Origin of the sequence: Hymenobacter sp. H14-R3, from assembly GCF_030063445.1 — a bacterium.
Taxonomy (GTDB): Bacteria; Bacteroidota; Bacteroidia; order Cytophagales; family Hymenobacteraceae; genus Hymenobacter.
The window spans coordinates 76,789-102,147 of the sequence record NZ_JASITD010000010.1; the positions used below are offsets into that span (position 1 = coordinate 76,789).

At 60.9% G+C, this 25,359-nt stretch carries 19 protein-coding genes; 4 read left to right on the forward strand and 15 right to left on the reverse strand.

The features are described from left to right. The first annotated feature begins 33 nt into the window (after nt 1-33). Together porZ and recO are read left to right on the forward strand one after the other, a co-directional pair. Nucleotides 34-2,418: a type IX secretion system anionic LPS delivery protein PorZ gene (gene porZ / locus QMK33_RS11060; protein WP_283564645.1), complete on the forward strand. Its 2,385-nt coding sequence runs from the start codon at nt 34-36 to the stop codon at nt 2,416-2,418. Between the two features lie 130 nt (nt 2,419-2,548). Beyond that, a complete protein-coding gene (recO, locus tag QMK33_RS11065) occupies nt 2,549-3,274 on the forward strand; it encodes a DNA repair protein RecO (RefSeq protein WP_283564646.1) in 726 nt (241 codons plus the stop codon). Nucleotides 3,275-3,429: 155 nt separating this feature from the next. On the opposite strand, the gene QMK33_RS11070 is transcribed toward recO, so the two are convergent. The 3 genes from QMK33_RS11070 to QMK33_RS11080 form a co-directional block, all read right to left on the reverse strand. Then, nucleotides 3,430-4,401, reverse strand: coding sequence for an FKBP-type peptidyl-prolyl cis-trans isomerase (locus QMK33_RS11070; RefSeq protein WP_283564647.1), 972 nt, complete (start codon nt 4,399-4,401; stop codon nt 3,430-3,432). A 221-nt stretch (nt 4,402-4,622) separates the two neighbouring features. Then, nucleotides 4,623-5,669: an FKBP-type peptidyl-prolyl cis-trans isomerase gene (locus QMK33_RS11075; protein WP_283564648.1), complete on the reverse strand. Its 1,047-nt coding sequence runs from the start codon at nt 5,667-5,669 to the stop codon at nt 4,623-4,625. 42 nt (nt 5,670-5,711) lie between these two features. Further along, nucleotides 5,712-6,767, reverse strand: a complete 1,056-nt coding sequence (locus tag QMK33_RS11080) for a DHH family phosphoesterase (RefSeq protein ID WP_283564649.1) — start codon at nt 6,765-6,767, stop codon at nt 5,712-5,714. Between the two features lie 185 nt (nt 6,768-6,952). Here QMK33_RS11080 and QMK33_RS11085 point away from each other — a divergent pair, with 185 nt between their 5' ends. Further along, a complete protein-coding gene (locus QMK33_RS11085; RefSeq protein ID WP_283564650.1) occupies nt 6,953-7,360 on the forward strand; it encodes a nucleoside-diphosphate kinase in 408 nt (135 codons plus the stop codon). A gap of 126 nt (nt 7,361-7,486) precedes the next feature. On the opposite strand, the gene QMK33_RS11090 is transcribed toward QMK33_RS11085, so the two are convergent. The 6 genes from QMK33_RS11090 to QMK33_RS11115 all read right to left on the reverse strand — a co-directional run bounded on the left by QMK33_RS11090 (nt 7,487) and on the right by QMK33_RS11115 (nt 12,558). Further along, a complete protein-coding gene (locus tag QMK33_RS11090; RefSeq protein ID WP_283564651.1) occupies nt 7,487-8,587 on the reverse strand; it encodes an AAA family ATPase in 1,101 nt (366 codons plus the stop codon). 84 nt (nt 8,588-8,671) lie between these two features. Continuing rightward, nucleotides 8,672-9,946: a nucleoside permease gene (locus QMK33_RS11095; RefSeq protein WP_283564652.1), complete on the reverse strand. Its 1,275-nt coding sequence runs from the start codon at nt 9,944-9,946 to the stop codon at nt 8,672-8,674. A gap of 192 nt (nt 9,947-10,138) precedes the next feature. Next, nucleotides 10,139-10,747, reverse strand: a complete 609-nt coding sequence (locus QMK33_RS11100; RefSeq protein ID WP_283564653.1) for a superoxide dismutase — start codon at nt 10,745-10,747, stop codon at nt 10,139-10,141. A gap of 142 nt (nt 10,748-10,889) precedes the next feature. Then, entirely contained in the window at nt 10,890-11,330 is a 441-nt protein-coding gene (locus QMK33_RS11105; RefSeq protein WP_283564654.1) for a nucleoside deaminase, read from the reverse strand. 59 nt (nt 11,331-11,389) lie between these two features. Then, the gene (locus QMK33_RS11110) at nt 11,390-11,935 is read right to left on the reverse strand and encodes a hypothetical protein (RefSeq protein WP_283564655.1); all 546 of its coding nucleotides are present in this window, start codon (nt 11,933-11,935) and stop codon (nt 11,390-11,392) included. A gap of 182 nt (nt 11,936-12,117) precedes the next feature. Beyond that, the gene (locus QMK33_RS11115; protein WP_283564656.1) at nt 12,118-12,558 is read right to left on the reverse strand and encodes a T9SS type A sorting domain-containing protein; all 441 of its coding nucleotides are present in this window, start codon (nt 12,556-12,558) and stop codon (nt 12,118-12,120) included. Nucleotides 12,559-12,773: 215 nt separating this feature from the next. Between QMK33_RS11115 and aspS the strand changes: the two genes are divergently transcribed. Next, nucleotides 12,774-14,537, forward strand: a complete 1,764-nt coding sequence (gene aspS, locus QMK33_RS11120) for an aspartate--tRNA ligase (RefSeq protein ID WP_283564657.1) — start codon at nt 12,774-12,776, stop codon at nt 14,535-14,537. Nucleotides 14,538-14,604: 67 nt separating this feature from the next. Here the strand turns inward: aspS and QMK33_RS11125 are convergent, their stop codons facing one another. From QMK33_RS11125 to QMK33_RS11150, 6 genes are all read right to left on the reverse strand, one after another. Then, complete coding sequence (locus QMK33_RS11125; RefSeq protein ID WP_283564658.1) at nt 14,605-15,132, reverse strand: YegJ family protein; 528 nt, start codon at nt 15,130-15,132, stop codon at nt 14,605-14,607. Between the two features lie 613 nt (nt 15,133-15,745). After that, the gene (locus QMK33_RS11130) at nt 15,746-18,037 is read right to left on the reverse strand and encodes a glycoside hydrolase family 3 C-terminal domain-containing protein (protein ID WP_283564659.1); all 2,292 of its coding nucleotides are present in this window, start codon (nt 18,035-18,037) and stop codon (nt 15,746-15,748) included. 92 nt (nt 18,038-18,129) lie between these two features. After that, on the reverse strand, nt 18,130-18,996 hold the full coding sequence (locus QMK33_RS11135) for a glycoside hydrolase family 3 N-terminal domain-containing protein (RefSeq protein WP_283564660.1): 867 nt from the start codon (nt 18,994-18,996) through the stop codon (nt 18,130-18,132). A 145-nt stretch (nt 18,997-19,141) separates the two neighbouring features. Continuing rightward, nucleotides 19,142-20,659: a RagB/SusD family nutrient uptake outer membrane protein gene (locus QMK33_RS11140; protein ID WP_283564661.1), complete on the reverse strand. Its 1,518-nt coding sequence runs from the start codon at nt 20,657-20,659 to the stop codon at nt 19,142-19,144. 40 nt (nt 20,660-20,699) lie between these two features. Beyond that, nucleotides 20,700-24,164 (reverse strand): TonB-dependent receptor, encoded by a 3,465-nt coding sequence (locus tag QMK33_RS11145; protein WP_283564662.1) that lies wholly within the window; start codon nt 24,162-24,164, stop codon nt 20,700-20,702. A gap of 156 nt (nt 24,165-24,320) precedes the next feature. Further along, nucleotides 24,321-25,355, reverse strand: a complete 1,035-nt coding sequence (locus tag QMK33_RS11150; RefSeq protein WP_283564663.1) for a FecR family protein — start codon at nt 25,353-25,355, stop codon at nt 24,321-24,323. Nucleotides 25,356-25,359: the final 4 nt, after the last annotated feature.

Below are 25,359 nucleotides of genomic sequence, written 5' to 3' on the forward strand. Positions count from 1 at the left end.
TAACTGCCAATTGCTCACTGATAACTGACCTCTATGCCCCGTTTTTCCGCTTGGTTTTTACTGCTGGGAATGCTGGCTGCCACCCGGGCCTGGGGCCAGGGCGCGGCCTACGGCGACTGGCAGCTGCACCTGCCCGCCCGGCACCCGCTCACGCTGGCCGAAGCTGGTAACCGGCTGTATGTGGCCGATGAGTCGTCCTTCTATTTTTATGATAAAGACCTGCACACCACCCAGATGCTGTCGCGCCGCGATGGCCTCAGCGACGTGGGAGTGGCGGCACTGGCCTACGATTCGGCCTCGGCACAGCTAGTGGTAGTGTACCGCAACGGCAACATCGACCTGCTGGGCCGCAACAATGCGGTGCGCAACGTAACCGACCTGCTGCGCAAGGAAAGCCAGGCCGCCAAAACCGTGAGCCAGGTGCAGGTATACAACGGCGTGGCCTACATCGGCACGACCCTGGGCGTGGTGGTGCTCGACCTGGCCAAGCGCGAGGTGCGCGACACCTACAGCGCCATTGGCCCGGGGGGCAAGGTAGTGGCAGCCTATGCCACGGTGGTACTGCACGATACAATTTACGCGGCTACTTCGGCCGGTATTTTGCGCGCGCGCATCAGCCCGGCCTCAAACCTGCTCGACTACCGCAACTGGCTGGCCGAGCTGCCTGCGCCTGCCGAGCCCGCGCTTGCTTATTTACAATTGGTGGCCTACCGCGGGCACGTGGTGGCGGGCAGCAGCTTCCGGGGGGTATATTACCTGGCCGGGGTGGGGGCCGCCCGCCGCTGGCGCTTCGCAGCTAATAGCTACGGCAACGACGTGCGCCGGCTGCAGCCCAGCACCGGGCAGCTGCTGCTGGCTTTCCAGGGCAGTGCCCTGCGGCGGTTTGATGCGCCCACCGGCGCAGTGGTAGAAGCCCTGCCCCTGGCGGCCGTGGGCACCGATGTGCGCGATATGCTGCGCGAAACCGACGGTACGTATTATGTGGCGAGCTACGACAAAGGGCTGCTGCGCTTTGCCTCGGCCACGGCCGCGCCCGAAGTTATTCAGCCCAACGCCCCCGAAAGGGCTGCCGCCTACGGCCTGCTGGCCAACGCAGCTACCAATTCGGTTGATGTGTTTAGTGGCGGCTACTCGGGCGAAAGCGGCCTGCAGTTTGGTAATCGAGGCGGTTTTTACGAATATAAGGATGGGCAGTGGACCAACTATACAGCTACTGCCTACCCTTCAGTCACCGACTTTCCCAACCCGCTCGACCTCTCGCACGGCACCCGTACCCCCGATGGCACGCTCTACCTTGCGAGCTACGGCAATGGTCTGCTCGAATGGAAGGGGCCCGGCCAGTACCGGCAGTTTACAGTAGGCGTTCCCGGCTCACCCTTGCGTAGTAGCCTGGTAGCCAGCGATGTAAATTACCTGAGCTTTGTGCGTGTGACCGACGTGGCCGCCGACCCCAACAGCGGCCAGGTGTGGGTGGCCAACCGCCACCAGCAGGCGGGGGTGCCCGGCCTGTTCCGCTTCCGGCCTGCCACCGCCACCTGGACGGTAGTGCCCGCCTACGCGGGCTTCGAAAACCTCGACCGCCTCACGGTCGATAACTTCGGCAACCCCTGGGCCACGCAGTCGCGCAAGGGTGGCCAGGGCCTGGTAGTATTGGACACGGCCAGCCAGAAGCCGTTTTACTTCACTGCCAACCCCGACCCCGCCGCCCGCACCGGCCTGCCCAGCAACCTGCTCTATGCCGTGACGCGCGACCGCAACGGCGCTATTTGGGCGGGTACCGCGGCCGGCGTGGCCGTGTACAACGACCCCAGCCAGCTGGTGAGCGCGGCGGCTAATAATACGCAGTACCCTGATTTTGACCGCCCCGTGGTAACCCGCGGCTCGGGCACCGGCTTCCAGGTGCTCTTCAGCGAAACGGTGCGCTGCATTGCTATCGACGGGGCCAACCGCAAGTGGTTTGGCACGCCCAACGGCCTGTGGCTCTTCAGCGCCGATGCCACCGAGGCCCTGCTCAACTTCACCACCGCCAACAGCCCGCTGCCCAGCAACAGCATCGTGGACGTGGCCGTAAACGACAAAACCGGCGAAGTTTTCGTGGCCACCGATGCCGGCGTGGTCAGCTACCGCGGCTCGGCCTCCATCACCGACGGCCCGGCCAGCTGCGCCCAGGTATCGCCCAATCCCGTGCGGCCCGAGTTTGCGGGCACCGTGGGTATCAGCGGCGTGGTCAACAACGCCCAAGTGCGCATCACCGACGTGGCCGGCCACCTCGTATACAGCACCCGCGCCGCCGGCGGCACCGTTACCTGGAACCTCGCCGACACCGCCGGCCGCCGCGTGCGCTCGGGCATCTACCTGATACTCACCTCCGATGCCGAGGGCAAAAACACCTGCGTAAGCAAAGTGGCCGTGCTGTAGGGGCGCGTCGCACGCGCCCGGTCGCCTGCTTTTCTACCTGCGCTTTTTTATCAAATAACCCGTCTGCACCCGGTTGACAACGGGGGCCGGACGACCGGGCGCGTGCGACGCGCCCCTACAACCAAAACTTATGCTTATCAAAACCCGCGGTATCGTGCTGAGCTACCTCAAGTACCGCGAATCCAGTATCATCACTCGCGTGTACACCGAGCAGCGCGGCGTGCAGAGCTACCTCGTAAATGGCGTGCGCCGGGCCAAGCCGCCCGGCCGCATTGCCCTGTTTCAGCCCCTCACGCTGCTGGAGCTGGTGGCCTATGTGCCGCGCCAGGGCGGCAGCCTCACCCGGCTGGCCGAGTTCCGGTGCGCCGAGCCGTTTCGCTCGCTGCCCTACGATATGCGCAAGAGCAGCGTGGGCCTCTTCCTGTCAGAGGTGCTGAGCAAGTCGGTGCGCGAGGAGGAAGAAAACGTGTCCCTCTTTCGCTTCCTACACGACTCCATTCTCACCTTCGACCAGCAGGACGAGGGCATCGAAAACTTCGCCCTCCTTTTTCTATTGCATCTGGCTGGTTACCTGGGGTTTGGGGCCGAAACCGGGGCCGAAATCATTGACCAGGTGGCTATGGCCGGGGCCGCACCCGTGGGCGGCACCTTCAACAGCGGCCCCGCTACGCTGCGCCTGCGCGAGTTTGAGCACTACTTCGATGAGCTGCTGCGCACCCCCGCCGCCAGCACCATCCCCAACGGCCAGGTGCGCCGCGAGCTGCTCGCCGTCGTTATCCGCTACTATCAGCTTCACGTTGAGGGACTTGGCCCAATTAACTCACTGGAAATACTGAGCGAAGTGCTGGGGGGGTGAAGGAAAGTTGACAAAAAAGAACGTCCTACTCATCTGGCGTCCGCTTGCCGAAGCATCTCTACCACACCGCTAAGGTTAGTAATCCCAGTGGTGTGGTAGAGATGCTTCGGCAAGCGGACGCCAGATGAGTAGGACGTTCTTTTTTGTCAATGTGCTTATTTAACGCCAGTTAGCTCCACATCAAAGCGCAGCACGGCGTTGGGCGGAATGTCGCCGCCCGCGCCGCGCTCGCCGTAGCCGAGCGGCGCGGGGATGAGCAGCATGGCTTTGCTGCCCTTGGGGAGCACCGCAATGCCCTGGTCCCAGCCCTTGATTACCTGGCCCTGGCCCAGCACAAAGTCAAACGGTGTGTCGCCGTGCTTGGCCGTCGAGTCAAATTCCTTGCCCGTAGCCAGCACGGTGCCGCGGTATTTGACGCTCACCGTCTGGCCCTTTTTGGGCAGCACGCCCGTGCCGCGCTTCGTAATCACGTACCAGGTGCCGCCCACCGTCTTTTTGGCCGTAGTGGTTAGCTTGTTCTTCTTGAGGTAGGCCTGAATGAAGGCATCATCCTTCACTACTTGCTTGGCGGTGCGGGCCTTCAGCAGGCGCTGCTGCTCATCGAGCATGGCCTTTTGGCGGGCCTCCATTTGCTCGGGGGTGAGCAGCTGCTTGGCTACCACCACGAGGCGCAGCGCATTACCCGAGTTCTTGATAAACGGGGGCACCGGCTGCCGCAGCGACTTGGCAAATGCCGTGTCGGCGTTGAAGCGGAACAGCGCGCTGTCGCCGGGTAGCAGCAGGCTCATGGCCTCCTCAATGCTGCCAGTGGGCAGCGTGGGGCCCAGCACCACGGGCAGCGGCTCGGGCCGCATCTGGCGCGAGTCCATCAGCAGCGAGTCGCGGTCGGTGCGGTACTGAATAAAAATGAGCAGTACCTGGCCCACGCGGCTGGCATAGGCCGCATCGGCAGCCACGGCCAGCGGCCGGGGCGCGTAGCGGCCCGCCGCATCGCGCCGAAACAGCTGGTACTCGGTGCCGCTGGCCGTGCGCTGGTAGCCAGGGGCCGGGGCCAGCGTTTGCGCCCGCAGGCCGGTGGTGCTACCGAAGATGAGTAGCAGGAGAAAAAAATTAAGTAACTGCTTCATAATATGATGATTAGCCAAAGGGCAGTGCTATTTTGATGAAAGCGGCACGTAGGGTAAGCTTCAGCTTGCCGCCAGTATGGTTATAAGATACTGATTAGTAAGTAAATGCAAAAGCCCTGGCGCCGGCAAGCTGAAGCTTACCCTACATTCCTTGTTATAAACAAAGCCGCCACGCCGGAGGGGCGTGGCGGCGTAAGGTTAACTGCGGTGGGCCAGCCGGCTTAGCGGCCAGCGGGGGCCGGAGCCATCGAAGCCGAAGGGGCCGGGGCATCGGCCACGTTGGTCAGCTCGATGTCGAAGCGCAGGGGCGAATTGGCTGGGATGGCGGGCGGCGAGCCCTGCTTGCCATAGGCCAGCGACGACGGGATGAGGATGGTGGCCTTGCTGCCCTTGTTAAGCTGCTGCAAGGCATCGTCCCAGCCCGGAATTACCTGGCCACGGCCCACGGCAAACGAGAAGGGCTGGCCGGGGTGCTTGGCCGAAGCATCGAACTCCTTGCCGTCGAGCAGGGTACCGCGGTACTGCACGGTCACCATCTGGCCGGGCTTGGCATTGCCACCGGTGCCGGGCTGCGTCACGATGATGTACACGCCGCTCGGGGTTTTCTTGAAGTTGGTGAGGTTGTTCTTCTTCACGTACTCCTGCAGGGTGGCGTCATCTTCCTTATCCTGGGTGGCGGCGTAGGTGCGCATCTGGCGCTGCTGCTCGGCCATCATCTTCTGCTGGTCGGCCATGGCCTCGGCCATCGCAGCCTCGCGGTCTTGCAGGGCCACGGCTTTCACCGTGAGAATGATGTAGTTACCCTTTTTCTTCAGGTTGGCCGGGGCCAGCTGGTGGGCATTGCGCATGTACAGCGTGTCGGCGTTGAAGCGGAATACGCCGCTATCGCCAGGCTGAAGCAAGGCAAACGCCTCGGGCTCAGCACCCATTTGCTTGGCCGTGAGGGCCTCCAGCGGAATGCGCACCGGCACCCCAAACTGGCGCTCGCGCGACTTCATCATCACCGAGTCGCCGGCCGTGCGGTACTCAATGTGGGCCGACATTACCTTGCCCACGCGGTCTTTGTAAGCGGCATCGGCGCCGCCGACTACCTCGCGGGGCGAGTAGCCGGTGCCATCTTTCTTGAAAATCTTGTACTCGATGCCCGACTTGGTTTTGGCATAATCGCCGCCGCCTTTAGTGCACGAAGACAGGAACGAAGTTGCGCTGAGCACGCCGGCCGCTAAGGCCAGCTGCCGGGCCACACCGGGCCGGAGAGAAAACTGCATTGAAAACAAAAAATTGGAATAAAGACGAAGACAGGCCCAAAGTTAGGCCACGGGCGGCGCAACTGCTACCGACGCGGTACCCGTGCTCACCAACTGCGCCTGGTACTGCGGCAGCAGCCCCAAAAACCGCTCTACCGTGGCATCCAGCGGTAGCATGCTGATGCCGCCCGATGCATTGTTATGGCCGCCGCCCTCGAAGTGGTTGCGCGAAAAATCGCTCACCGAAAAGTCGCCCACCGAGCGGAAGGAAATCTTCACGGCCGAGCCGCGGTCGATGAACACGGCCGCAAATACGATGCCCTCAATGCTGAGCGCGTAGTTTACAAGTCCTTCGGTGTCACCGGTTTTGCTCTCGTACTGGCGCAGTTCCTCCTTGGTAACAGCGATGTAGGCCGTGTTGAACTCGCGGTTTACCACCAGCTTATCCTTTAGGATATAGCCCAGGAAGCGCAGGCGAATTTCGGTGTGCGAGTCGTATATGCGGCGGTGCACCGCCGACAGGTCGATGCCCGTGTTGAGCAGTTCGGCAATGATGAGGTGCACGTTGCGCGAGGTGCTGGGGTGCCGAAACGAGCCCGTATCGGTCATAATGCCCGCGTAGAGCGCCTCGCCCATGCCCTGGTCGATGAGGTCCTGGTCGCCGAGGGCGCGGATAATCTCAAACACCAGCTCGGCCGTGGCCGCCGCCTTGGGCTCCGAAAAGCTCACGTCGGCGAAAGCCTCGGGGCGCTGGTGGTGGTCGATGAGGATTTTGGTGCCAGGGGCCTGGCGCACGTACTCGCCCAGCTCGTTGATGCGGCCCAGGCAGTTGAAGTCAAGGCAAAAAATGAGCTCGGCGCGGTTCACCAAGTCGCGCACCTGGCGGTCGTTGTGGCGCGGCTCATACACCACCACCTCGTCGTTGCCCTGCATCCAGTTGAGGAAAGCGGGGTAGTCGGAAGGGGTAACCACCGTGACGGAGTGCCCCTTCTTTTTGAGATAAGTGGCCCAGGCCAGCGACGAGCCCAGCGCATCGGCGTCGGGCTTGTGGTGCGTAGTGATAAAAATCTGCTTGGGTTGCGCCAGCAGAGCTTGCAACTCGGATACGGAAGGAAACATCGACGACGTAAATGGCCTACGAATGCGAAAAAATGCCGCTAGGCTCACGCTGAGCAAACGGGCCGGCAAAGGTCGGCATGAATTGGGTTTCAACAACCAAACCCCGGGGGAAGGTTCGGAAAGGGGCGGCCGCGGCCCCTACCTTTGCCCCACAAAGTACCTCTTTTTTATTTACCCCCAACATAATGGCAACCAATCGCACCTTCACCATGATTAAGCCCGACGCCGTGGCCGAAAACCACATCGGCGGCATCCTGAGCATGATTGAGCAGGGCGGCTTCCGCATCGTGGAGCTTCAGAAAGTGAACCTGACGCCCGAGCGCGCCGGCGAGTTTTACGCCGTGCACAAGGAGCGTCCTTTCTACAACGACCTCGTGAAATACATGTCGAGCGGCCCCATCGTGGCGGCCATCCTCGAAAAAGAAAACGCCGTAGCTGACTTCCGCACCCTCATCGGCGCTACCAACCCAGCCAACGCTGAGGACGGCACCATCCGGAAGAAGTACGCCAAGAGCATCGAAGCCAACGCCGTACACGGCTCGGATTCGGACGAGAACGCCCAAATCGAAGGCGAGTTCTACTTCTCGAAGTAATTGCTCGCAGCACGGAACAGCCTTCCATTCTGCACAAAAAAGCCGCTCTGCATAATGCAGAGCGGCTTTTTCTTTATACTGAAATCAGACTAATTTTATACCAATTTTGTATTGACGAGCTTGCGCTCATCGGCTGAAACCGATGCGGCCGGCGGTTTTGGTTTCGCTCACGAAAGTCGGTTCTTCGCGGTTGTAGATATCGGCCAGGGCCATTGCTTCGGTTACGGGCGTGGTTTGGCCCAGCGTGGTGGCCAGGGCCTGGGCCCTGGCCTGCTCTAGCGGCCCGAAGGCGTAGGAAGCAATGAGGCGGCCCTTCCGCAGCAACGCCTTGTCGATGCGGGCAAGGTCGGCGTTGAAGGTGCAGATAATCTGAATGTGGAAGCCGTCGCTCAGCAGGCCGTCGCTGAGATTCAGCAGGTTGCTCACGGCGTTGCTGCCGCTGGCGTCGCGCTTGGTAAGCAGCTCCTCGGCATCCTCGATGAGCAGGATGGAATTGGTGTTATCGTGCAGCAGGTTGATGAATTCGGGGTCAGCGATGCGCAGCGCCAGGTTGGGCGGAATGAACAGCTTGGGCTTGTCGGTGAGGCTGCACAGGTGCCGGATGTAGCTGGTTTTGCCAGTGCCGGGCGGGCCGTGCAGGATGATAAGACCCTTATCATCGGGCTTTTGCAAGCGCTTCACAATGGCCTCGTGCACGGGCAGCAGGTCCTCGTTGTAGTTCGCAGCCAGGTCGAGGGCCGGGATTTTGAGCGGCAGCGGCGAGAAGGCCAGGTCGCTGCCCATGAGGCGCAGCACCTGAATGCGCTGGCGCTCTACCTGCCCGCTTTCAAGCTGGGCCTGAAGCGAAGCCCGCAGGCGGGCCAGGGTGTCGGCATCGGTGCGAGGCGAGAAGTACAGAATGGCGCTTTGGTCGCCGTAGCTGCTGGTAATGCTGAAAAACAGCAGGGTGTGCGGCTCGGGCGAGAGGGCGTAAAACTGCCACTCGGGCGCTTTGTCCACCTCCTCAATAAACACCGACTGCACCACCGTTATCTGGTCGAGGTCGTAGGTTTCGGCCAAGGTGGTGAGCACGGTTTTGCGCGCGTCAGCCGTTACGAGCTGGTAGATTTCGCGGCGGGGCAGCTCGCCAAACATGGTATAAAACCACACCGTGGGCTGAAAGCCGTGTTGGTTGTAAGCGGCCGATAGGTCGGGACTTGCCGCCGGAAGCGGGTTGGGGTTGCTCATTAAATAGGGTAATGGAGCCGGGCTCAGAGACTAGCCAAATAGCAGCCCGCCCAAGGCCTGTTTGGATAGCCTCTAAGCGCCAGCTTACGCGGCTACTGCCGGCTCAGAATATTCGTTTTCGACTACCTGCTCTTCGTGCTTGTGCTTGAAAATGAACACGAACAGCACAGCAATCACCAGCGCGTAGGCCGCAAAGGCCAGCCAGATGCCGTGCCAGTCCTTGTTGCCGGCGGCATCGGTGAAGTAGTTCTGGATAACCAGGCCGCTGATGGAGCTGCCCAGCACGGCCCCGAAGCCGTTGGTCATCATCATAAACAAGCCCTGGGCGCTGGCCCGGATGCTGGGCTGGGTCTGGGTTTCGACAAACAGGGAGCCCGAAATATTGAAGAAGTCGAAGGCCATGCCGTACACAATGCACGAGAGAATAATCATCCAGAGGCCGCCGCCGGGGTTGCTGAAAGCCAGCAGGCCAAAGCGCAGCACCCAGGCCACCATGCTAAACAGCATCACCTGCTTGATACCGAAGCGCCGCAGGAAGAAGGGAATAGCCAGGATAAACAGCGTTTCGGAAATCTGCGAAATCGACATGATAAAGGCCGGGTGCTGCACCGAAAGCGTGTCGCGGTAGGCCGGTATCTTGTCGAAGTCGTGCAGGAAGGTGTCGCCATAGGCATTGGTGAGCTGCAAGGCCGCGCCCAGCAGCAGGGCAAAGGCGAAGAAGGTCGCCAGCTTGCGGTCGCGCAGCAGGGCAAACGACTTGAGGCCCAGCGCATCGACCAGCGAGCGGCTCGACGCGCCCTTGGAAGGCGGCGGGCAGGCAGGCAGCGTAAACGCGTACACGCCCAGCAGCAGCGCGGCCCCGGCAGCTACGTAAAACTGATTGGCCGACTTCTCGAAGCCCAGGAACGTGACGGCCCACATGGCCGCAATGAAGCCGATGGTGCCCCACACCCGGATGGGCGGGTAGTCCTTCACCACGTCGAGGCCCTGGGTTTTGAGGGCCGAGTACGACACGGCGATGGACAGCGACAGCGTGGGCATGTAGAAAATCATGTTCAGCAGGATAACCCAGAAGAACACGCCGGGGTCGGTAACCAACGGAATGGTACACAGCGTAATAGCGCCGCAAATGTGCAGCACGCCGTAGAGCTTTTCGGCGTTTATCCACTTATCGGCCACAATGCCCATGAGTGAGGGCATGAAGATGGACGCGATGCCCATGGTGGAGAAGATGGCGCCAAACTGCGCGCCCGACCACTGCTTGGTTTGAAACCAATAGGCACCAATCGTAATCAGCCACGCGCCCCAGATAAAAAACTGGAGGAAGCTCAGGACGGTAAGACGCAGCTTGATACTCATGCAGGCGTAGTTTTAAAAGTTTCGGAAAAGGGCCTTTAGCGCCTAAAGTTACGCAGTTTTTAGCAGGCGCGGCGCAAGCGGCGTAGCATTGGCGTAACAATGGCCGGGTGCCGGCCGGACGGCGGCGCGCAACAAAAAAGCCCTCCTGCGCAGGGCAGGAGGGCTTTCTGAAAACGCTTGCCAGCGGGCAGCTTACTTGGCATCGGCAAAGCGCTTGTTCACCTCGTCCCAATTGATGAGGTTGAAGAAGGCGGCCACGTAGTCGGGGCGCTTGTTCTGGTACTTGAGGTAGTAGGCGTGCTCCCACACGTCGAGGCCCAGGATGGCGGTGCCCTTAATGCCGGCGTCGGGCATCAGCGGGTTGTCCTGGTTGGGCGTCGAGGCGATGGTGAGCGAGCCGTCGGCCTGCTTCACCAGCCACGCCCAGCCCGAGCCGAAGCGCGTAGTGGCCGCCTTAGTGAATTCGGTTTTGAAGTTATCGTAGCTACCAAACGACTTGGTGATGGCATCGCCGACGGCGCCGGTGGGCTGGCCGCCGCCGTTAGGCGAGAGCACGGTCCAGAATAGCGAGTGGTTCCAGTGGCCGCCGCCGTTGTTGCGCACGGCCGGGGTGGCCGCCGCAATGTTGTGCAGAATTTCCTCGATGGTCTGGTTTTCCATCGCCGTGCCGGCCACGGCAGCGTTGAGGTTCGTTACGTAGGCCTGGTGGTGCTTAGTATAGTGAATTTCCATCGTCTGCGCGTCGAAGGTGGGTTCGAGGGCGTCGTAGGCGTAGGGCAGCTTGGGCAGTTCAAAAGCCATGATTCAGGTGTTTTAAAGTGAAAAGATGGGTGGATGCTTCTTCTATAACCCGCAATTGGGGGCGGGGGTTGCGTGCGGTAAGCTTCAGCTTGCCGTTTTAAGCATAGATTATTCTTTTACCCACGGCAAGCCAAAGCTTACCTCACATAGTTCTCTTGGCTTGGAAAAACGCCTGCATGAGGGCCGTGCATTCGTCGGCGCACACGCCCGCCCGCACTTTCGTGCGGGGGTGCAGCAGGCCCAGGGCATGGCGGCGGTAGCCGGTTTTGGGCTCGGCCGCGCCAAATACCACTCCCCCAAGCTGCGCCCAGGCGCTGGCCCCGGCGCACATCACGCAAGGCTCCACAGTGACGTAGAGCGTGCAATTAGCTAAGTACTTGTTGCCCAGATAATTAGCTGCGGCCGTGATGGCCAGCATTTCGGCGTGGGCTGTTACGTCGTGCAGCTGCTCGGTTTGGTTGTGGCCCCGGCCGATGATGGTGCCCGCCAGCACTACCACCGCACCAATCGGGATTTCGCCGCCCGCCAGCGCCCGCCGCGCCTCGGCCAGCGCTTGGCGCATGAAGTAGTCGTCGGTAAGCATAGTTTGGTGCCTTGTTGGGTGCGCTCGCCATGACAAACGCCGCAACCGGGCATTGTTCGCTATTTCAGGTTAATGTCGCTGAGGGCGGCCTGGGCCACCGGGCGCCACTGCGCCTGCTCCTCGGCTGGGGCCGAAAACGAGAAAATGTACAGCTGCTGGCCTTGCACGGCGTACTCGATGTACTCGTACTTTTTGATGGGCGCGAGCTGCACCGAGCGGCGGCTCTCGCTGAAGGTGGAGATGAACTCCAGGGCCACCACCTCGCGGCCGTTGACTTTGCGCACTTCCTGGGTCAGGAAATCGACCTTGGTGTAGAGCCGCTGCACGCTGGCTTTGTACATGGGTAGCAGGATGTGGTAATCGGGCCCGAAGGTGGTGGGGCGCACCGAAATGCTGTAATCGACCCGGCCGTTGGGGCTGCTGAACACCGCCAGCGGCTTGCGCGGCGACGGAAACTTGGCGGCAATGCCCTCGTCGGGCAGCGGGGTAAAGCCCTGCGGTACGGCCACCGTGAGGTTGGGCGCCAGCTTCACCGAGGTCAGCTTGGGCTTGGGGCCGAAGTTAGTGAGGGCCAGAACGGTGAGTAGCAGAGCAAGAGTTTTCATAAGCTGGGCAAAAATACGGGGCAGGCGCTGGGCAAAGTAGTTGTACTATACCAGCACGTCATGCTGAGCTTGCCGAAGCATCTCTACCGCATCGTTGGATTATTGACCCCAACGATGCGGTAGAGATGCTTCAGCAAGCTCAGCATGACGTGCTTATAAATAGCAGTAGAATAAGGTGTTACCTAGCGGCGTACCACCGTAGGGTACTTGATGCGCACCTTCTTCCAGTACACGTAGTTACCCGTTTTGGCCTCTACCAGGTAGGTGCCGGCCGAAATGTGGCCCAGGTCAACGGGCTCGCCGGTGTTGTTGGCGGGGTCAAGCTCCTGCTGGTACACCACCTTGTTTTTATAGTCGGTCATCACCAGCGTGCCGGGCTTGGTAAACTGCTGCGTGAAGCTGAGCAGCACGCTGTTGGAGTTGGGCTTGGGAAAAATATCGATGCCCGAAAGCGTTTCGATACGCTTGATGGGCCCATCGAGCGTCACGGCCGGCACCTCGCCCTTGGTCTTGATTTCGGTGCCGCCGGCGTACTTGTTTTTAGTCTTGACTTTGATTTGGGCCTGGGCCGCGCCGGCCGTGAGCAGAGCGGCCGCCAGGGCCAAAGAAGGAAGAAGTTTCATGTCGAGAAAGAAGAAAAGAAGGGAGGCCGCAACAGCAGCGTACCAACCTCTTTTACATACTTCATACCAAACCCCACAGTTTTGGCCCGCCCCCCCGAAGTACCTTCGCACTAATCTTGCGCCTAACAACCAAAAGACCCTTCCAAAAAGCACAGTCAGCCCGCCGCAGGCGGGCGCATCTGCGAAATCCGTTTAATCCGTTTGAATCTGCGGTCATGTTGAGAACCCATACCAACGGCGAGCTTCGCCAAGAACACGTCGGCCAAACCGTCACCCTCGTCGGCTGGGTGCAGCTCACCCGCGATAAAGGCAGCATCCTGTGGGTGGACCTGCGCGACCGCTACGGCATTACGCAACTGGCGCTGGAACAAGGCGTTGAGAGCGAAGCCGTGCGCGAAACGGCCCGCACGCTGGGCCGCGAGTTCGTGATTAGCGTAACCGGCAAAGTGGCCGAGCGCTACTCCAAAAACGCCCAAATGGTGACCGGCGATATCGAAATTCGCGTGGAGAAGCTGGAGGTGCTGAACCCGGCCAAGCTGCCGCCCTTTCTCATTCAGGATGAGACTGATGGCGGCGACGAGCTGCGCATGAAGTACCGCTACCTCGACCTGCGCCGCGCCCCGGTGCGCAACAACCTGATGCTGCGCCACAAAATGGCCCAGGCCGTGCGCCGCTACCTCGATGGCCAGGATTTTATCGAAGTCGAAACCCCCGTGCTCATCAAGAGCACGCCCGAAGGCGCGCGCGATTTCGTGGTGCCCTCGCGCATGAACCCCGGCGAGTTTTACGCCCTGCCGCAGTCGCCCCAGACGTTCAAGCAGCTGCTGATGGTATCGGGCTTCGACCGCTACTTCCAGATTGTGAAGTGTTTCCGCGACGAAGACCTGCGCGCCGACCGCCAGCCCGAGTTCACGCAGATTGACTGCGAAATGGCCTTCGTGGAGCAGGAAGACATCCTCCACACCTTCGAGGGCCTGGTGCGCTACTTGTTTAAGGAAATTAAAGACCTCGATTTCCCCACCGTGCCCCGCATGGAGTACGCCGACGCCATGCGCTGGTACGGCAACGACAAGCCCGACGTGCGCTTCGAGATGAAGTTCGTGGAGCTCAACGACGTGGTGCAGGGCCAGGGCTTCCCGGTATTCGACAGCGCCGAGCTGGTGGTGGGCATCAACGCGGCCACCTGCGCCGCCTACACCCGCAAGCAGCTCGACGAGCTGACCGCCTTCGTGAAGCTCCCGCAGGTTGGGGCTACGGGCCTGGTTTATGCCCGCGTAGAGGCGGGCGGCGTGGTGAAGTCGTCAGTCGATAAGTTCTACTCGCAGGAGGAATTGCAGAAGTGGAAAACTGCCTTTAATGCCAACGAAGGCGACTTGCTGCTGCTCATGGCCGGTCCGGCCGATAAAACCCGCAAGGCGCTGTCGGTGCTGCGCCTCGAAATGGGCCAGCGCCTCGGCCTGCGCGACAAAGACACGTTTGCGCCGCTGTGGGTAGTCAACTTCCCGCTGCTGGAGTATATCGAGGAGGAGGGCCGCTACTTCGCTATGCACCACCCCTTTACCTCGCCCAAGCCCGAGGACCTGCACCTGCTCGATAACCCCGACACCATCGGCCAGGCCCGTGCCAATGCGTACGACCTGGTTATCAATGGGGTAGAAGTAGGTGGCGGCTCCATCCGCATCCACGACCGGGCGGTGCAGGCCCGCATGTTCTCGCTGCTCGGCTTCTCGCCCGAGGAGGCGCAGGCGCAGTTCGGCTTCTTGCTCGATGCGTTTGAGTACGGCGCGCCGCCCCACGGCGGCATCGCCTTCGGCTTCGACCGCCTGTGTTCACTCTTCGGCGGGGCCGACTCCATCCGCGATTTTATCGCCTTCCCCAAGAACAACTCGGGCCGCGACGTGATGATTGACTCGCCCTCGCCCATCTCGGATAAGCAGCTGACGGAGCTGAGTATCAAGACGAACGTAGTGGTGAAGTAGCGATTAAGTTTACCATAAAAACAGCAGCGGCGACTGAGGAATCAGTCGCCGCTGCTGTTTTGGGCAGCTATTCTATCTTGTAATCCACGCTGGCGTCAAGCTCTTGGCGCTCTTCGGGCGATAGTTGATTGCGGAGCACTTTGATGGTGCGGCCACCCACCAGCCGGTGGTGCTGCACATATTTCCAGTCAGAAACTTTGCTGGTATCCACCTCTACGGTTTGGCCCTCTTGCACGGCCTTGGTGTACTCGGGCAAGTTGCTTATTACCCCGTAGAGCTTGCCATTATTCTGAGATAGGTTAGAGAGCCAGATGTGCTCGGGCTGCTGGCCATCATCGTAGTGCACTTTCAGCGCGAAGTCGCTGGTGGCCGTGTCCTGCCGCTCGAATACGTGCAAAAACTCGGGTAGCGTAGCCCTGCTGGTTTGAATGGCGGCGTCCATTTCGGCGTCGTCCGACTTCACCGTGTAGATGGTGGGCTCCCCGGCGCGTTCAATTTTAGCATTAGTTGCATCGCTCTTTGATTGGCACCCACCAAGTAGCAGGAAACCTAGCCCGCACGTAAGCTGGCCCAGGGAAGTACGTATAAAAAGCACGTTATCAGGGTAAATTATTGTACTAAAGACTTTTAAGAAAATTTGGTTGGCGCTCTTGACCAGTAGCGGTGGAGATAGTGCCCGCCCGGGCTTTTAGTTTTGGCAAGGTTGACGCGGGCAGCTTGCCGCGTGCGCCAGTCCGACGGCAAAGCCGGCCGGCCGGTTGACGGGTGCGCCGCCTGGCCAGTCGTTCAGGTATCGTTTACGTGTCAATCGGTTGCGAAGGCGGCGCCATCGGACCGGTGCCTGTGCCCTGATTTGAAAATTGTGCTGGGTTTTCACAGGAAGCGAATTGGCAGCTGTTCGCAGTAGCTTGTTGATAGAAGGTAAGCGATATGTCAAAAGTAGCGCGGGTGGCCTTATGCCTGCCCAACGCCTATTCGGATAGGCACCAACTAGCAGCAAGCTGCTACGGAATCTTAAAGACAAGAAGCGGCCTCCAAACATTGGAGGCCGCTTTTGTGCTGGTGCGTGTTACTTCCCGGTATGGCCGGCTAACTATAGCCGCGCCGCTCGCGTAGGGCAGCATACTGGCCGGCGGGCCGCCAAGCCGAGGGCAACGGATTACTCGGGGCTTGCGCGGTTATTTCGTAAAATATTGATAAACTTGTACTTACAGCGTAAAAGTAGCCTTCTGCCGAATGTCATCTGAGGCGCTGCCCACGAGCACCTCAAACTGGCCGGGCTCCAGCACCCATTGCTTCTTGGCCTCGTCGTAGTATTGAAAGGCGGTGGCCGGCAGCTGCATGGTCACGGTCTTGGTTTCGCCGGGCTTTAGGGCAATTTTATCAAACGCTTTAAGCTCCTTCTCAGGCCGCTTCACGCTGGATTTCAGGTCTTTCACGTAGAGCTGCACGATTTCGGAGCCGGCCATTTTGCCGGTGTTGCGCACCGTCAGGGTCACGGTGGCGCTCTGCGGGCCGGGCTTCACGCTCAGCTTGCCGTAGTCGAAGGTGGTGTAGCTGAGGCCGTGGCCGAAGGCAAACTGCGGCTTCACCTGGTAGGTATCGTAGTAGCGGTAGCCCACCCAGATATCGTCTTTGTAGGTCTGCTTCAGCGGGTTGCCGGGGGTGCTGGGGTACTCGCCCAGCTTCATGGCGGGCGCGTCTTCCAGCTTCACGGGGAAGGTGAAGGGCAGCTTGCCCGAGGGATTTACATCGCCAAATAGGATGTGGGCCAGCGCATTGCCGCCTTCCATGCCGGGGTACCAGGCCTCCACTATGCTCTTGGCCTGGCCAGCCCAGGCCGCTACCTCAATGGGGCCGCCGCCCAGCAGCACCACTACGGTGCGGGGGTTGGCGGCCAGCACGGCCTGCACCAGCTCATCCTGGCCGAAGGGCATTTTGAGGTCGGGCTTGTCGGTGCCCTCGGCGTCGTAGGCGTTGTCGCTCCACTTGCCATAGTCGTAGCCGTGGAACGAGCCGCCCACAAAGATGACCTCATCGGCGGCCTTGGCGGCGGCCACGGCCTGCGCAATCAGCTGCGGGTCGGCCTTCTGGTCGCGGGCAATGGTGTAACCGGGCGAGTAGGTAACGTTTACGCCGCTACCCAGCTCATTTTTAATGCCTTGCAGGGCGGTAATCTCGTACTTGGCCTTTATTTGCCCGCTGCCACCGCCCATCGAGTTGGCCCGCTCGGCATTGGCCCCGATAACGGCCACGGTCTTGATTGACTTCTTGAGGGGCAGCAGGCTACCCTCGTTTTTGAGTAGCACAATGCCCTCTTCGGCCACTTTGAGGGCGGTGGCCTGGTGCTCTTTGGTGTTGAAGGCCCCGGGCTGGCGCTTGGGGCCGCCCAGCATATGGGTGGCGTACATCACCCGCAGAATGCGCCGCACTTTGTCGTCGAGCAGGGGCAGCAGCGTAGGGTCTTTCTTGATAGCCGCCAGGGCGGGGTCGGCCAGGAAAAAGCGGTTGTAGAGGCTTTGGCTGCTGCCGTTTACTAAGTCGGGCTGGCCAGTCACGCCCGAGGCGGCCGCGCTCTGGTCCACGCCCTGGCTCATCAGCACCAGGTCGGTACCCATTTCGAGGTCGGTGCCATTGCGCAGGGCCTTCTGGGTATCGTGCACCGAGCCCCAATCGCTGATTACCAATCCTTTGAAACCCCATTCGCCCTTCAGAATGTCGTTCATCAGGTAGGCGTTTTCGGTGGCGTAGGTGCCCCGAAACTTGTTGTACGAGCCCATGAGCGAATACACGCCACCCTGCTGCACGGCCGCCCGGAAGCCCGGCAGGTAGATTTCGCGCAGCGCCCGCTCACTCATGTCCACGTCGATATCGTCGCGGTGGGTTTCCTGGTTGTTGGCCGCGTAGTGCTTCACGCAAGCCGACACGCCCTGGTCCTGCACGCCCCGGATGTAGCCCACCACCAGCTGGCTTACCAGGTAGGGGTCTTCGCTGAGGTACTCAAAATTGCGGCCATTGAGGGGCGCGCGCACGATGTTGATACCCGGCCCGAGGATAATATCCTTGCCGCGGGCGTTGGCCTCGCTGCCCAGTACGGTGCCAAAGGCGTAGCCCAAAGCGGGGTTCCAGGTGGCGGCCAGGGCGTTGTTGTTGGGCATGTAGGTGCTGGCATCGTCGGCCCCCACGGGGGCCTTCCAGTTGCGGCCCTGCTCGGGGCGCACGCCGTGCGGGCCGTCGGAGGTCATCAATTCCGGAATGCCCAGGCGCGGAATGCCCCCGGCGGCAAAGGCCGAGTTGGCGTGAATCATGTGCACCTTTTCTTCCAGCGTCATTTTCTGGAGCAGGGCATTGATTTCAACGTCGTGGGTGGTGAGGGCCGCCTGGCGGTTGGGTGGGGTGGTAGCGGCTTTCTTGGTTGGGGCCTGCGCCGCGCAAAAGGAGCCGCTGGTCAGCAGGGCCGCGCCAACAGCCGTGGCAACGTACAAGGGTAGGTAACGCATTGGTTGAGTGGGTTTAATTAGAATATGGAGGTAAGTGCCCTGGCCCCTTACCGGTTGGAAAAATGGCCAGGATATGCTGTTGGAAAACTAGGTTAGCGGCTGCCGGGCCGCGGCTGGCCGGCCTTTAGGTCGGCCACTGGCTGCTGGGGCACGAGCAGCGGGCGGCTTTTCATAACTACTTGGAAAATAGATAATTGGAACGTAGTCTGCTGCTTGATAGCCAGCGGCGACGCGCCCACCCGCACGGTGTAGGTGCCGGCCGCAGCCACCCACGCCGAAGTGGGCGTGTCGAACGAAGCCAGGTCCATGTTGTTAACTGCAACGTGCTTGATGCTGGCACCCACATCGTTCGACTCCACACCACTAACCAGCGCGGCGGCGATATTGCCGGTCACCACCGGGTCTTCGGAATAATACTCGAAGTTGCGCCCGCCCAGCGGGTTACGGTGGCTGTTCATGCCCGGCGCCAGCAGCACATCAATGCCAAAGGCCCGCACCTCGCTGCCAAATGCCACGCCCACCCGGCGCACCAGGGCCGTATCCCAGGTTGAGGCCAGCAGTGTAGCCACCAGAAAAGCCGTGGCGTAGTAGGTTTTCGTGCTGTCCTTGCCCCGAATGGGGGCGATGCGCACGCTGGCCGGCCCGTCGGAAAGCGTGAGCGACGGAATGCCCAACCGCGCCACGGCGTGGGTGCGGCCGGCCGCGCCGGGTACTTTCTCGGGCACGTCTTTATCGCCGGGGTTGCCAGCCGGCAGCGCGTCCGGCGGAAAGCCCGCCGGGTAAAAGCCCATGCCCACCACCAGCTGCACTTTCTCCTCGGGCGTGAGAGCGGCGAGAATCTCCTTTAGGCTGGCCTGGCCCAGCTGGGGCGGGCCACTTTTGGGAGAGGTGCAGCCCCCGAGCAGACCAGGCGCAGCCAGTGCCCACGTGAGGCGGTGGGTAACTGTGCGGTTAATCATGGCGGAGAGAGGCTACGGAACCGCCTGGCCTGCGCCAGGCCGCCGGCAAATAAGAAGGTGAAAATTAGTGGCTACAAACGAAAAGAACGTCATGCCAACCACTCGGAAGCATGACGTTCTCTTACTACTAAACGCGCCTAACTAACTAATAACCGGGGTTTTGTGATAAACCAGGGTTGATGTCGCGCTCGGCCTGCGGAATGGGCAGCAGGTCGTTGTACTTCTTGATGCCTTTGAGCAACAACTGTGCGTTATTGGTCAACCTATCGGTGCGCTTGAGGTCAAACCAGCGGTCCATCTCAAAGGCCAGCTCGTAGCGACGCTCCTTAAGCACTACATCCTTGTCAACGGTGGTAGCGGCGGGCAGGCCGGCGCGCTTGCGCACTACGTTCAGCGCCGTGAGGCCATCACCTGTTTTGCCGCTGGCGGCGGCGGCCTCGGCCAAAATCAGGTACACTTCGGACAGGCGCAGCACGGGCACGTTGAGGGGCGAATCCCAGATGGTGGAGGCCCGGCCCACAAAATACTTGCGCACGTTGAAGCCGTTGGGGTCGCCCTCCAGCTTGGCGGGTTGCGTCTGGCCCAGGGGGTACTTGTCGCCGGGCACGAACACGGTCGGGCCCTTGCGCAGGTCGCCGGCTTCGTAGCCGTCCACAAATTCCTTCTCGGGAATATTGAAGCCGTAGCCGCCGTTGGTTACCACGTAGCCCAGGGCTTTAAGCTCCGGCGTAGAGTTGTCGGTGAAGAAGCGCGCACCCCAAAACTCGTTGATGGGCGAGCCCGGCCCATCGGTCGTGTACTGGTTGAGGCCGCTCTTGTACTGCACCTCAAACAGCGACTCCTGGCCATTCTCATTTTCCACCTTAAAGTTGTCGCCATAGTTGGCCCACAGGGACTTACCAGCGGAAGCAGCGGCGGTGAGCGTTGCCTGGGCCTGCGTAGCGGCTTCGGGCATCTTGTTCTCGGTCAGGTAAACTTTAGCCAGCAGCCCCATGGCCGCCACGCTGCTGGCCCGACCCAAATCATCGCCCACATACGTAGCTGGCAGCTTGGTAATGGCATCTTTAAGGTCCAGCTCAATCTGCGCATATACATCGGCCACTGGGGTGCGGGTAACGCTGGCGGCCTCCGCGGGGCTGGCAGCGGGCGTGAGCACCAGCGGCACCGCGCCAAACGAGCGCACCAGGTAGAAGTAGTAGAGCGCCCGTAAAAACTTGGCCTCCCCCAGGCTTCGGTTCTGAATGGCGGGGTCCATCGTCTTAATGTCGGGCACGTGCAGCAGCACTTGGTTGCAGGCCCCGATACCCAGGTAGCAGCGCTGAAAAAGCGCCGTTACAACCGGGTTGCTAGTGGGAATGGTGTAGTTGTCGAGCTGCTGAAACTCGATACCGTCGGCCGCGCCGCCGCCGCCCACAAAGGAGTTGTCGGCCATAATGTCCATCGCCCACAGCGAGTGGCCATACAGCCCATCCTGCTGCAGCTGCGCATAGGCCGAGTTGGTGGCCTGAATGGCGTCGGTCTGGTTCTGGTAAAAGGTATCGGTCGAGGCCGCGTTGCGCGGCGTCAGCTCCAGGTACTGCTTGCCGCAGCCCGTGAGGAGCCCCAGCGTAAGCAGTGTGCTGCTCAGTACCTTACGGTTCGAAAATGAAGAGGTAGATAGCATAGCTATGAAAATTTAAAGAGGAGAAGGGGAGCCGCCGGGCCTAGAAGCCGATGTTGACGCCAGCCAGAAACACGCGGGCCTGCGGGTAGATGCCCCGGTCCACGCCAAAGCTTTGGCCGTTGTTGCCCAGCTCGGGGTCGAAGCCCGTGTACTTGGTGGCCGTCAGCAGGTTTTGGGCGCTCACGTACACGCGCAAGCGCTGCGGGTTCAAGATACCCAGCACCGACTTGGGGAAGGTGTAGCCCAGCGTTACTAGCTTCACGCGCAGGTAAGACCCATTCTCCAGGTAGTGGCTTGAGGGCCGGATGTTCTGGTTGGGGTCGTTGAACACGGCGCGCGGCACGTAGTTGCTGGTGCCCTCCCCGGTCCAGCGAGCCAGGGCAATGGTGCCGGCGTTAGTAGCGGCGGCCAGGCCACCTTCCTGGTAGTAGCGGTTCAGGTTATACACATCGTTGCCCTGCGAGCCCTGCAGGAAAACGTTCAGGTCGAAGCCCTTGTAGCCAAACGTGTTGTTCAGGCCATAGGTGAATTTCGGATTCGGGTTACCGATAAACGTGCGGTCGGCGTCGTTGACAACGCCATCGCCGTTCAGGTCCTTGAACTTGATATCACCCGGAGCCGTGCCCGAGCTTTGGTAGAAGCCGGTTGGCGACTTGTCGTTCAGCGCCGCCAGCTCGGCCGGGGTCTGAAACAAGCCATCGGCCACGTAGCCGTAGAACTCGCCCAGCGGCTGCCCCACGTCGTAGCGCGTAATGTTGGAGCCCCCCCGGATGCCCTGCCCGTTGAAGGGCTGGCCGCCGCCCAGCGACAAAATCTGGCTGCGGTAGGCCGACACGTTGAGGGTGGTCGACCAGGTGAAGCCGTTGTCGTCGCTGCTGAAGTTGTTGGAAGTGACGTTGATATCAATACCCCGGTTGCGCGACGAAGCCGCGTTGGTGGGTATTGCCTCGCTGGTGCCCGACACGTAGCTGGGTTGCTTCGAGAGTAGCAGGTTGGGCGAGGTGCGGGTGTAAATATCCACCGAGGCCGTTATCCGGTTCTTCAAAAAGCCCACGTCCACGCCCACGTTGTACTGCTCGTTGTTTTCCCAGCGCAGGTTGGTGTTTTGCAAGCGGGTGGGCACGCCCCCGGTATTCAGGGTTTGGGCGCCGGGCCCAAAGATGTAGCCCGTGCCCTGGCCACCCGTGCCAATGGGGTTGGAGTTGATGAGCGAAGCGTAGCCGAACGTGCCCGCATTCAAGGGGTTACCCACCTTGCCGTAGCCGGCCCGCAGCTTCAGGTTGCTGATGGTGGCGTTGTCCTTGAGGAAATCTTCCTCCGAGATGCGCCAGCCCGCCGATACGCCCGGAAACACCCCAAACTTGTTGTCGTAGCTGAAGGCCGACGAGCCATCGTAGCGCACAATGGCCGAAAACAGGTACTTGCCAGCATACTCGTAGTTGAGGCGGCCAAAGTAGCTGGCCAGGCGGCTCTGCCCGTTGCCGCCGTTGTTGTTAATCTGGGAGTTAACCGGGCCGCGGTCCAGAATCGACAGCGTGTTGGTAGCGTAGCCCGTGCGGCTGCCGCCCAGGTAGAAGTAGTCGAACTGCTGCGCCGACTGGCCCAGCAGGAACGTTACCGCGTGCTTTTCGGCAAATACATTGCTGTAAGTGGCCGTGTTCTCAATCAGGTAGCTGGGGTTGTAGTTCGAGTTGCTGCTGGCCGAAGCCCCCTGGGGCTGGTATTTCGACGAGCCCGGGATGGAGGGGTAAAACTGGTCATTCTGGTTGAACTGCAGGTCGGCCCCGATGTTGGTGCGCAGGCGCAGGTGCTTCACGGGCTCCAGCTCCACGTAGAAGGTAGTGGTCACGCGGTTGCGGTTGTTGCGGTTGCGCGGGCGCAGGGCCGCCGTCACCGGGTTTTCCTCACCAAAGTTGTCATTTGGCAGGCTGCCAAACTCGTAAAAGCTGCCGTCGGGGTTGTAGGCCGGCCGGAACGGCGGGGCCTGCAAGGCCAGCTGAATAGGCCCGCTAATCTCGTTGTTTTCGTTGGCTAGCGGCCGCTCCTCCTGGTGGCTAAGCGAAAGGTTATTGCCGACTTTGAGAATCTTGGTGAGCTGAATTTCGCCGTTAGTACGTAGCGTAAAGCGCTGAAAATCAGAGCCTATAATAGTGCCATTTTGCTGAAAATACCCGGCGCTAATGGCGTAGCGGGCCTTTTCGCTGCCCCCGTTGGCCCCCACCGAATAGTTCTGGATGCGGGCGGGCCGAAAAAGCTCATCTATCCAATTGGTAGTGGGCAGAGCCGCTATTTTATCCGGCGTATCAAACAGTGGGTTAAGCGCCCGCGTGTCGTTCGGAAACTGCGCGTTGTAGTTGTTGCGGGCCTCGTTGTTAAGCTCCGCATATTGCTGCGAGTTGAGCAAAGTGGGCTTGCGCCACACGTTTTGCACGCCCGCATACACGTCAATGTTGATGTTGGATGTGCCAGCCTTGCCGTGCTTGGTCGTGATAAGCACCACGCCATTGGCAGCCCGCACGCCGTAGATGGCGGTGGCCGAAGCGTCTTTCAGCACGTCAATCGTCTCAATATCATTGGGGTTGATATTGTTGATTTCGGTGCCCGTGGGGTTGCCGTTGCCATCCGTAGCTGCGGGCAGCGGAAAGCCATCCACCACGTAGAGCGGCGAGTTGTTGCCGGCCGAGGTAATGCCCCGCACCCGAATAGACGTGCCGCCCTGCCCGCCCGGCGAGCCCGAGTTGGACACCACCTGCACGCCCGCCGCGCGGCCCTGAATGGCCTGCGCCGGGTCGGCCACCGGCTGCGACGAAATCTCGCGGCCCGACACCGAAGCCACGGCCCCCGTCACGCTCTGGCGCTCCTGGGTGCCGTAGCCCACTACCACTACCTCACTCAGGGCCTGCTGGTCCTCCTTCAGCGCCACGGCCAGGCTGCTCGTGGGGCCGGTTACCGGTACTTCCTGCCTGGCGTAGCCCACATTGCTGAATACCAACGTGCTACCTTCTGGCACGTCGAGGGTAAAGCGCCCGTCGGCGTCGGTATTCGTGCCAATGGTCGTGCCTTTCACCACCACCGTCACGCCCGGCAAACCCTCGCCGTTGGGCTGCGTCACGCGGCCCGATACGGGCACATTCGCCGCTGGCTTGGCCTGGCTGAGGATAACGCGGTTGTTGCGCACCTCGTACGCAATTTTGCGCGGGGCCAGCAGCTCGTCCAGTACCTGCGTCAAGGGCTTGTCGGCTATCTTGAGCGATACCCGCCGGCTGGCTCCAATGAGCTTGGGGCTGTACACAAACTTGATATGAAGCTGGCTGGCCAGCTGGTCCAGTACCGATTCAATTGTCTGTGATTCAATCTTTACCGTAACCTTGCGGTCTAGTACAATCTGGGCCCTGGCCGAGCCGTTCGCCGCCAGGCTCACCAAGGGCGACGCCAGGCAGAGATGTAGCGCGAGCACACTGGCTGGGCGCCAGAGGCCTCGCTGAGGAGGTACGCCGTTTTTCATACGCCGAAGTTGTTTTAGGGTGGGGAATGGAAAAGAATACAAAGTCATCTGACTGAAAAACGGCCTGATAGATTAAGTAGCGGGCCGCCGCGGTATCAGGCGGCGGCTGAAGTAGAGCGTAGTGCGCAAGTGAGTAGCGCCGGGTTGGGCTAGTTCCTAGCCAGGGGCATTACACCCAGGGCTTTCGAACATAATCTGGGCATTGTTTGCCTTTTTATAGCTGCCATCCAACGCTTTGCATAAAGCATCGAGCTGTTCGAAAAGGGGTTCCTTATCAAAGTCTATCGTGATGGTGCATTCCCGCAGCTTCGCGGGGTCATACACGATATTGACGCCGTATGCTTTTTCCAAAGCGGCCAGTACCTCGGCCACCGGCCGGTTTTTGAAGGTCAGCGTCTGGGGGGCCAGTAACACCGGCTGCTCCACCAGCATTTTAGTAAGCGCCTTATTAGCAGATGAATACATGGCCTGCTGGTTGGGCAGCAGCAGTACGCTGTGCGCCGCCGGCTGGGCGGGCGTGGCCGTTAGCACGGCCCCCGTGCGAGGCTGCACGGCCACCCGGCCCTCCCGTACTGCTACCTTGGCCTCCGTGCCAGCGTAGGCAGTTACCAGGAAGGTGGTACCCAGCACGGTAGTTACCAGCTTATCGGTAAAAACCAGAAAGGGCCGGGCGGGGTTTTTGGCTACTTTGAAGCAGGCTTTGCCTTGCAGGTATACCTCGCGCCGGGCCCCCAGCAGGCCATCTTCGTAGCGCAGAGTGCTGCCCGGGTACAGCGTTACGAAGCTGCCATCGGCCAGGGCCAGTTGCTGCGCGGGCTGGTTGATATTGGTGCGCTGCACCCAGTGCGCCGTTTGGGTAGTTGGCTGGTGCCGGGGTAGCCACCAACCCACGCCCAGCCCCAGCAGGGCCACGGCGGCCCAGCGCAACACGGGCCGCTGCCAAAGCGCAGGGGGCCGCATAAGCAGCTGCACCGGTGGGATAGGCATTGCCGCAGCCGGGTCTTGGGTAAGCTGCTCAATGCGCTGCCACATAGCCGCCCGCACCTGCTCTTGCAGTTCGGGCTGCAAGAGTAGGTTTTCATCCTGCCCCAGCTGACGGCTCCACTGCTCCACCAGCCGCTGCTCACTGGCCGGGCTGCGGCCGCTGAGGTAGCGTTGGAGCAAATCGTCGAATTCAGCTTGGGATATCATGGCA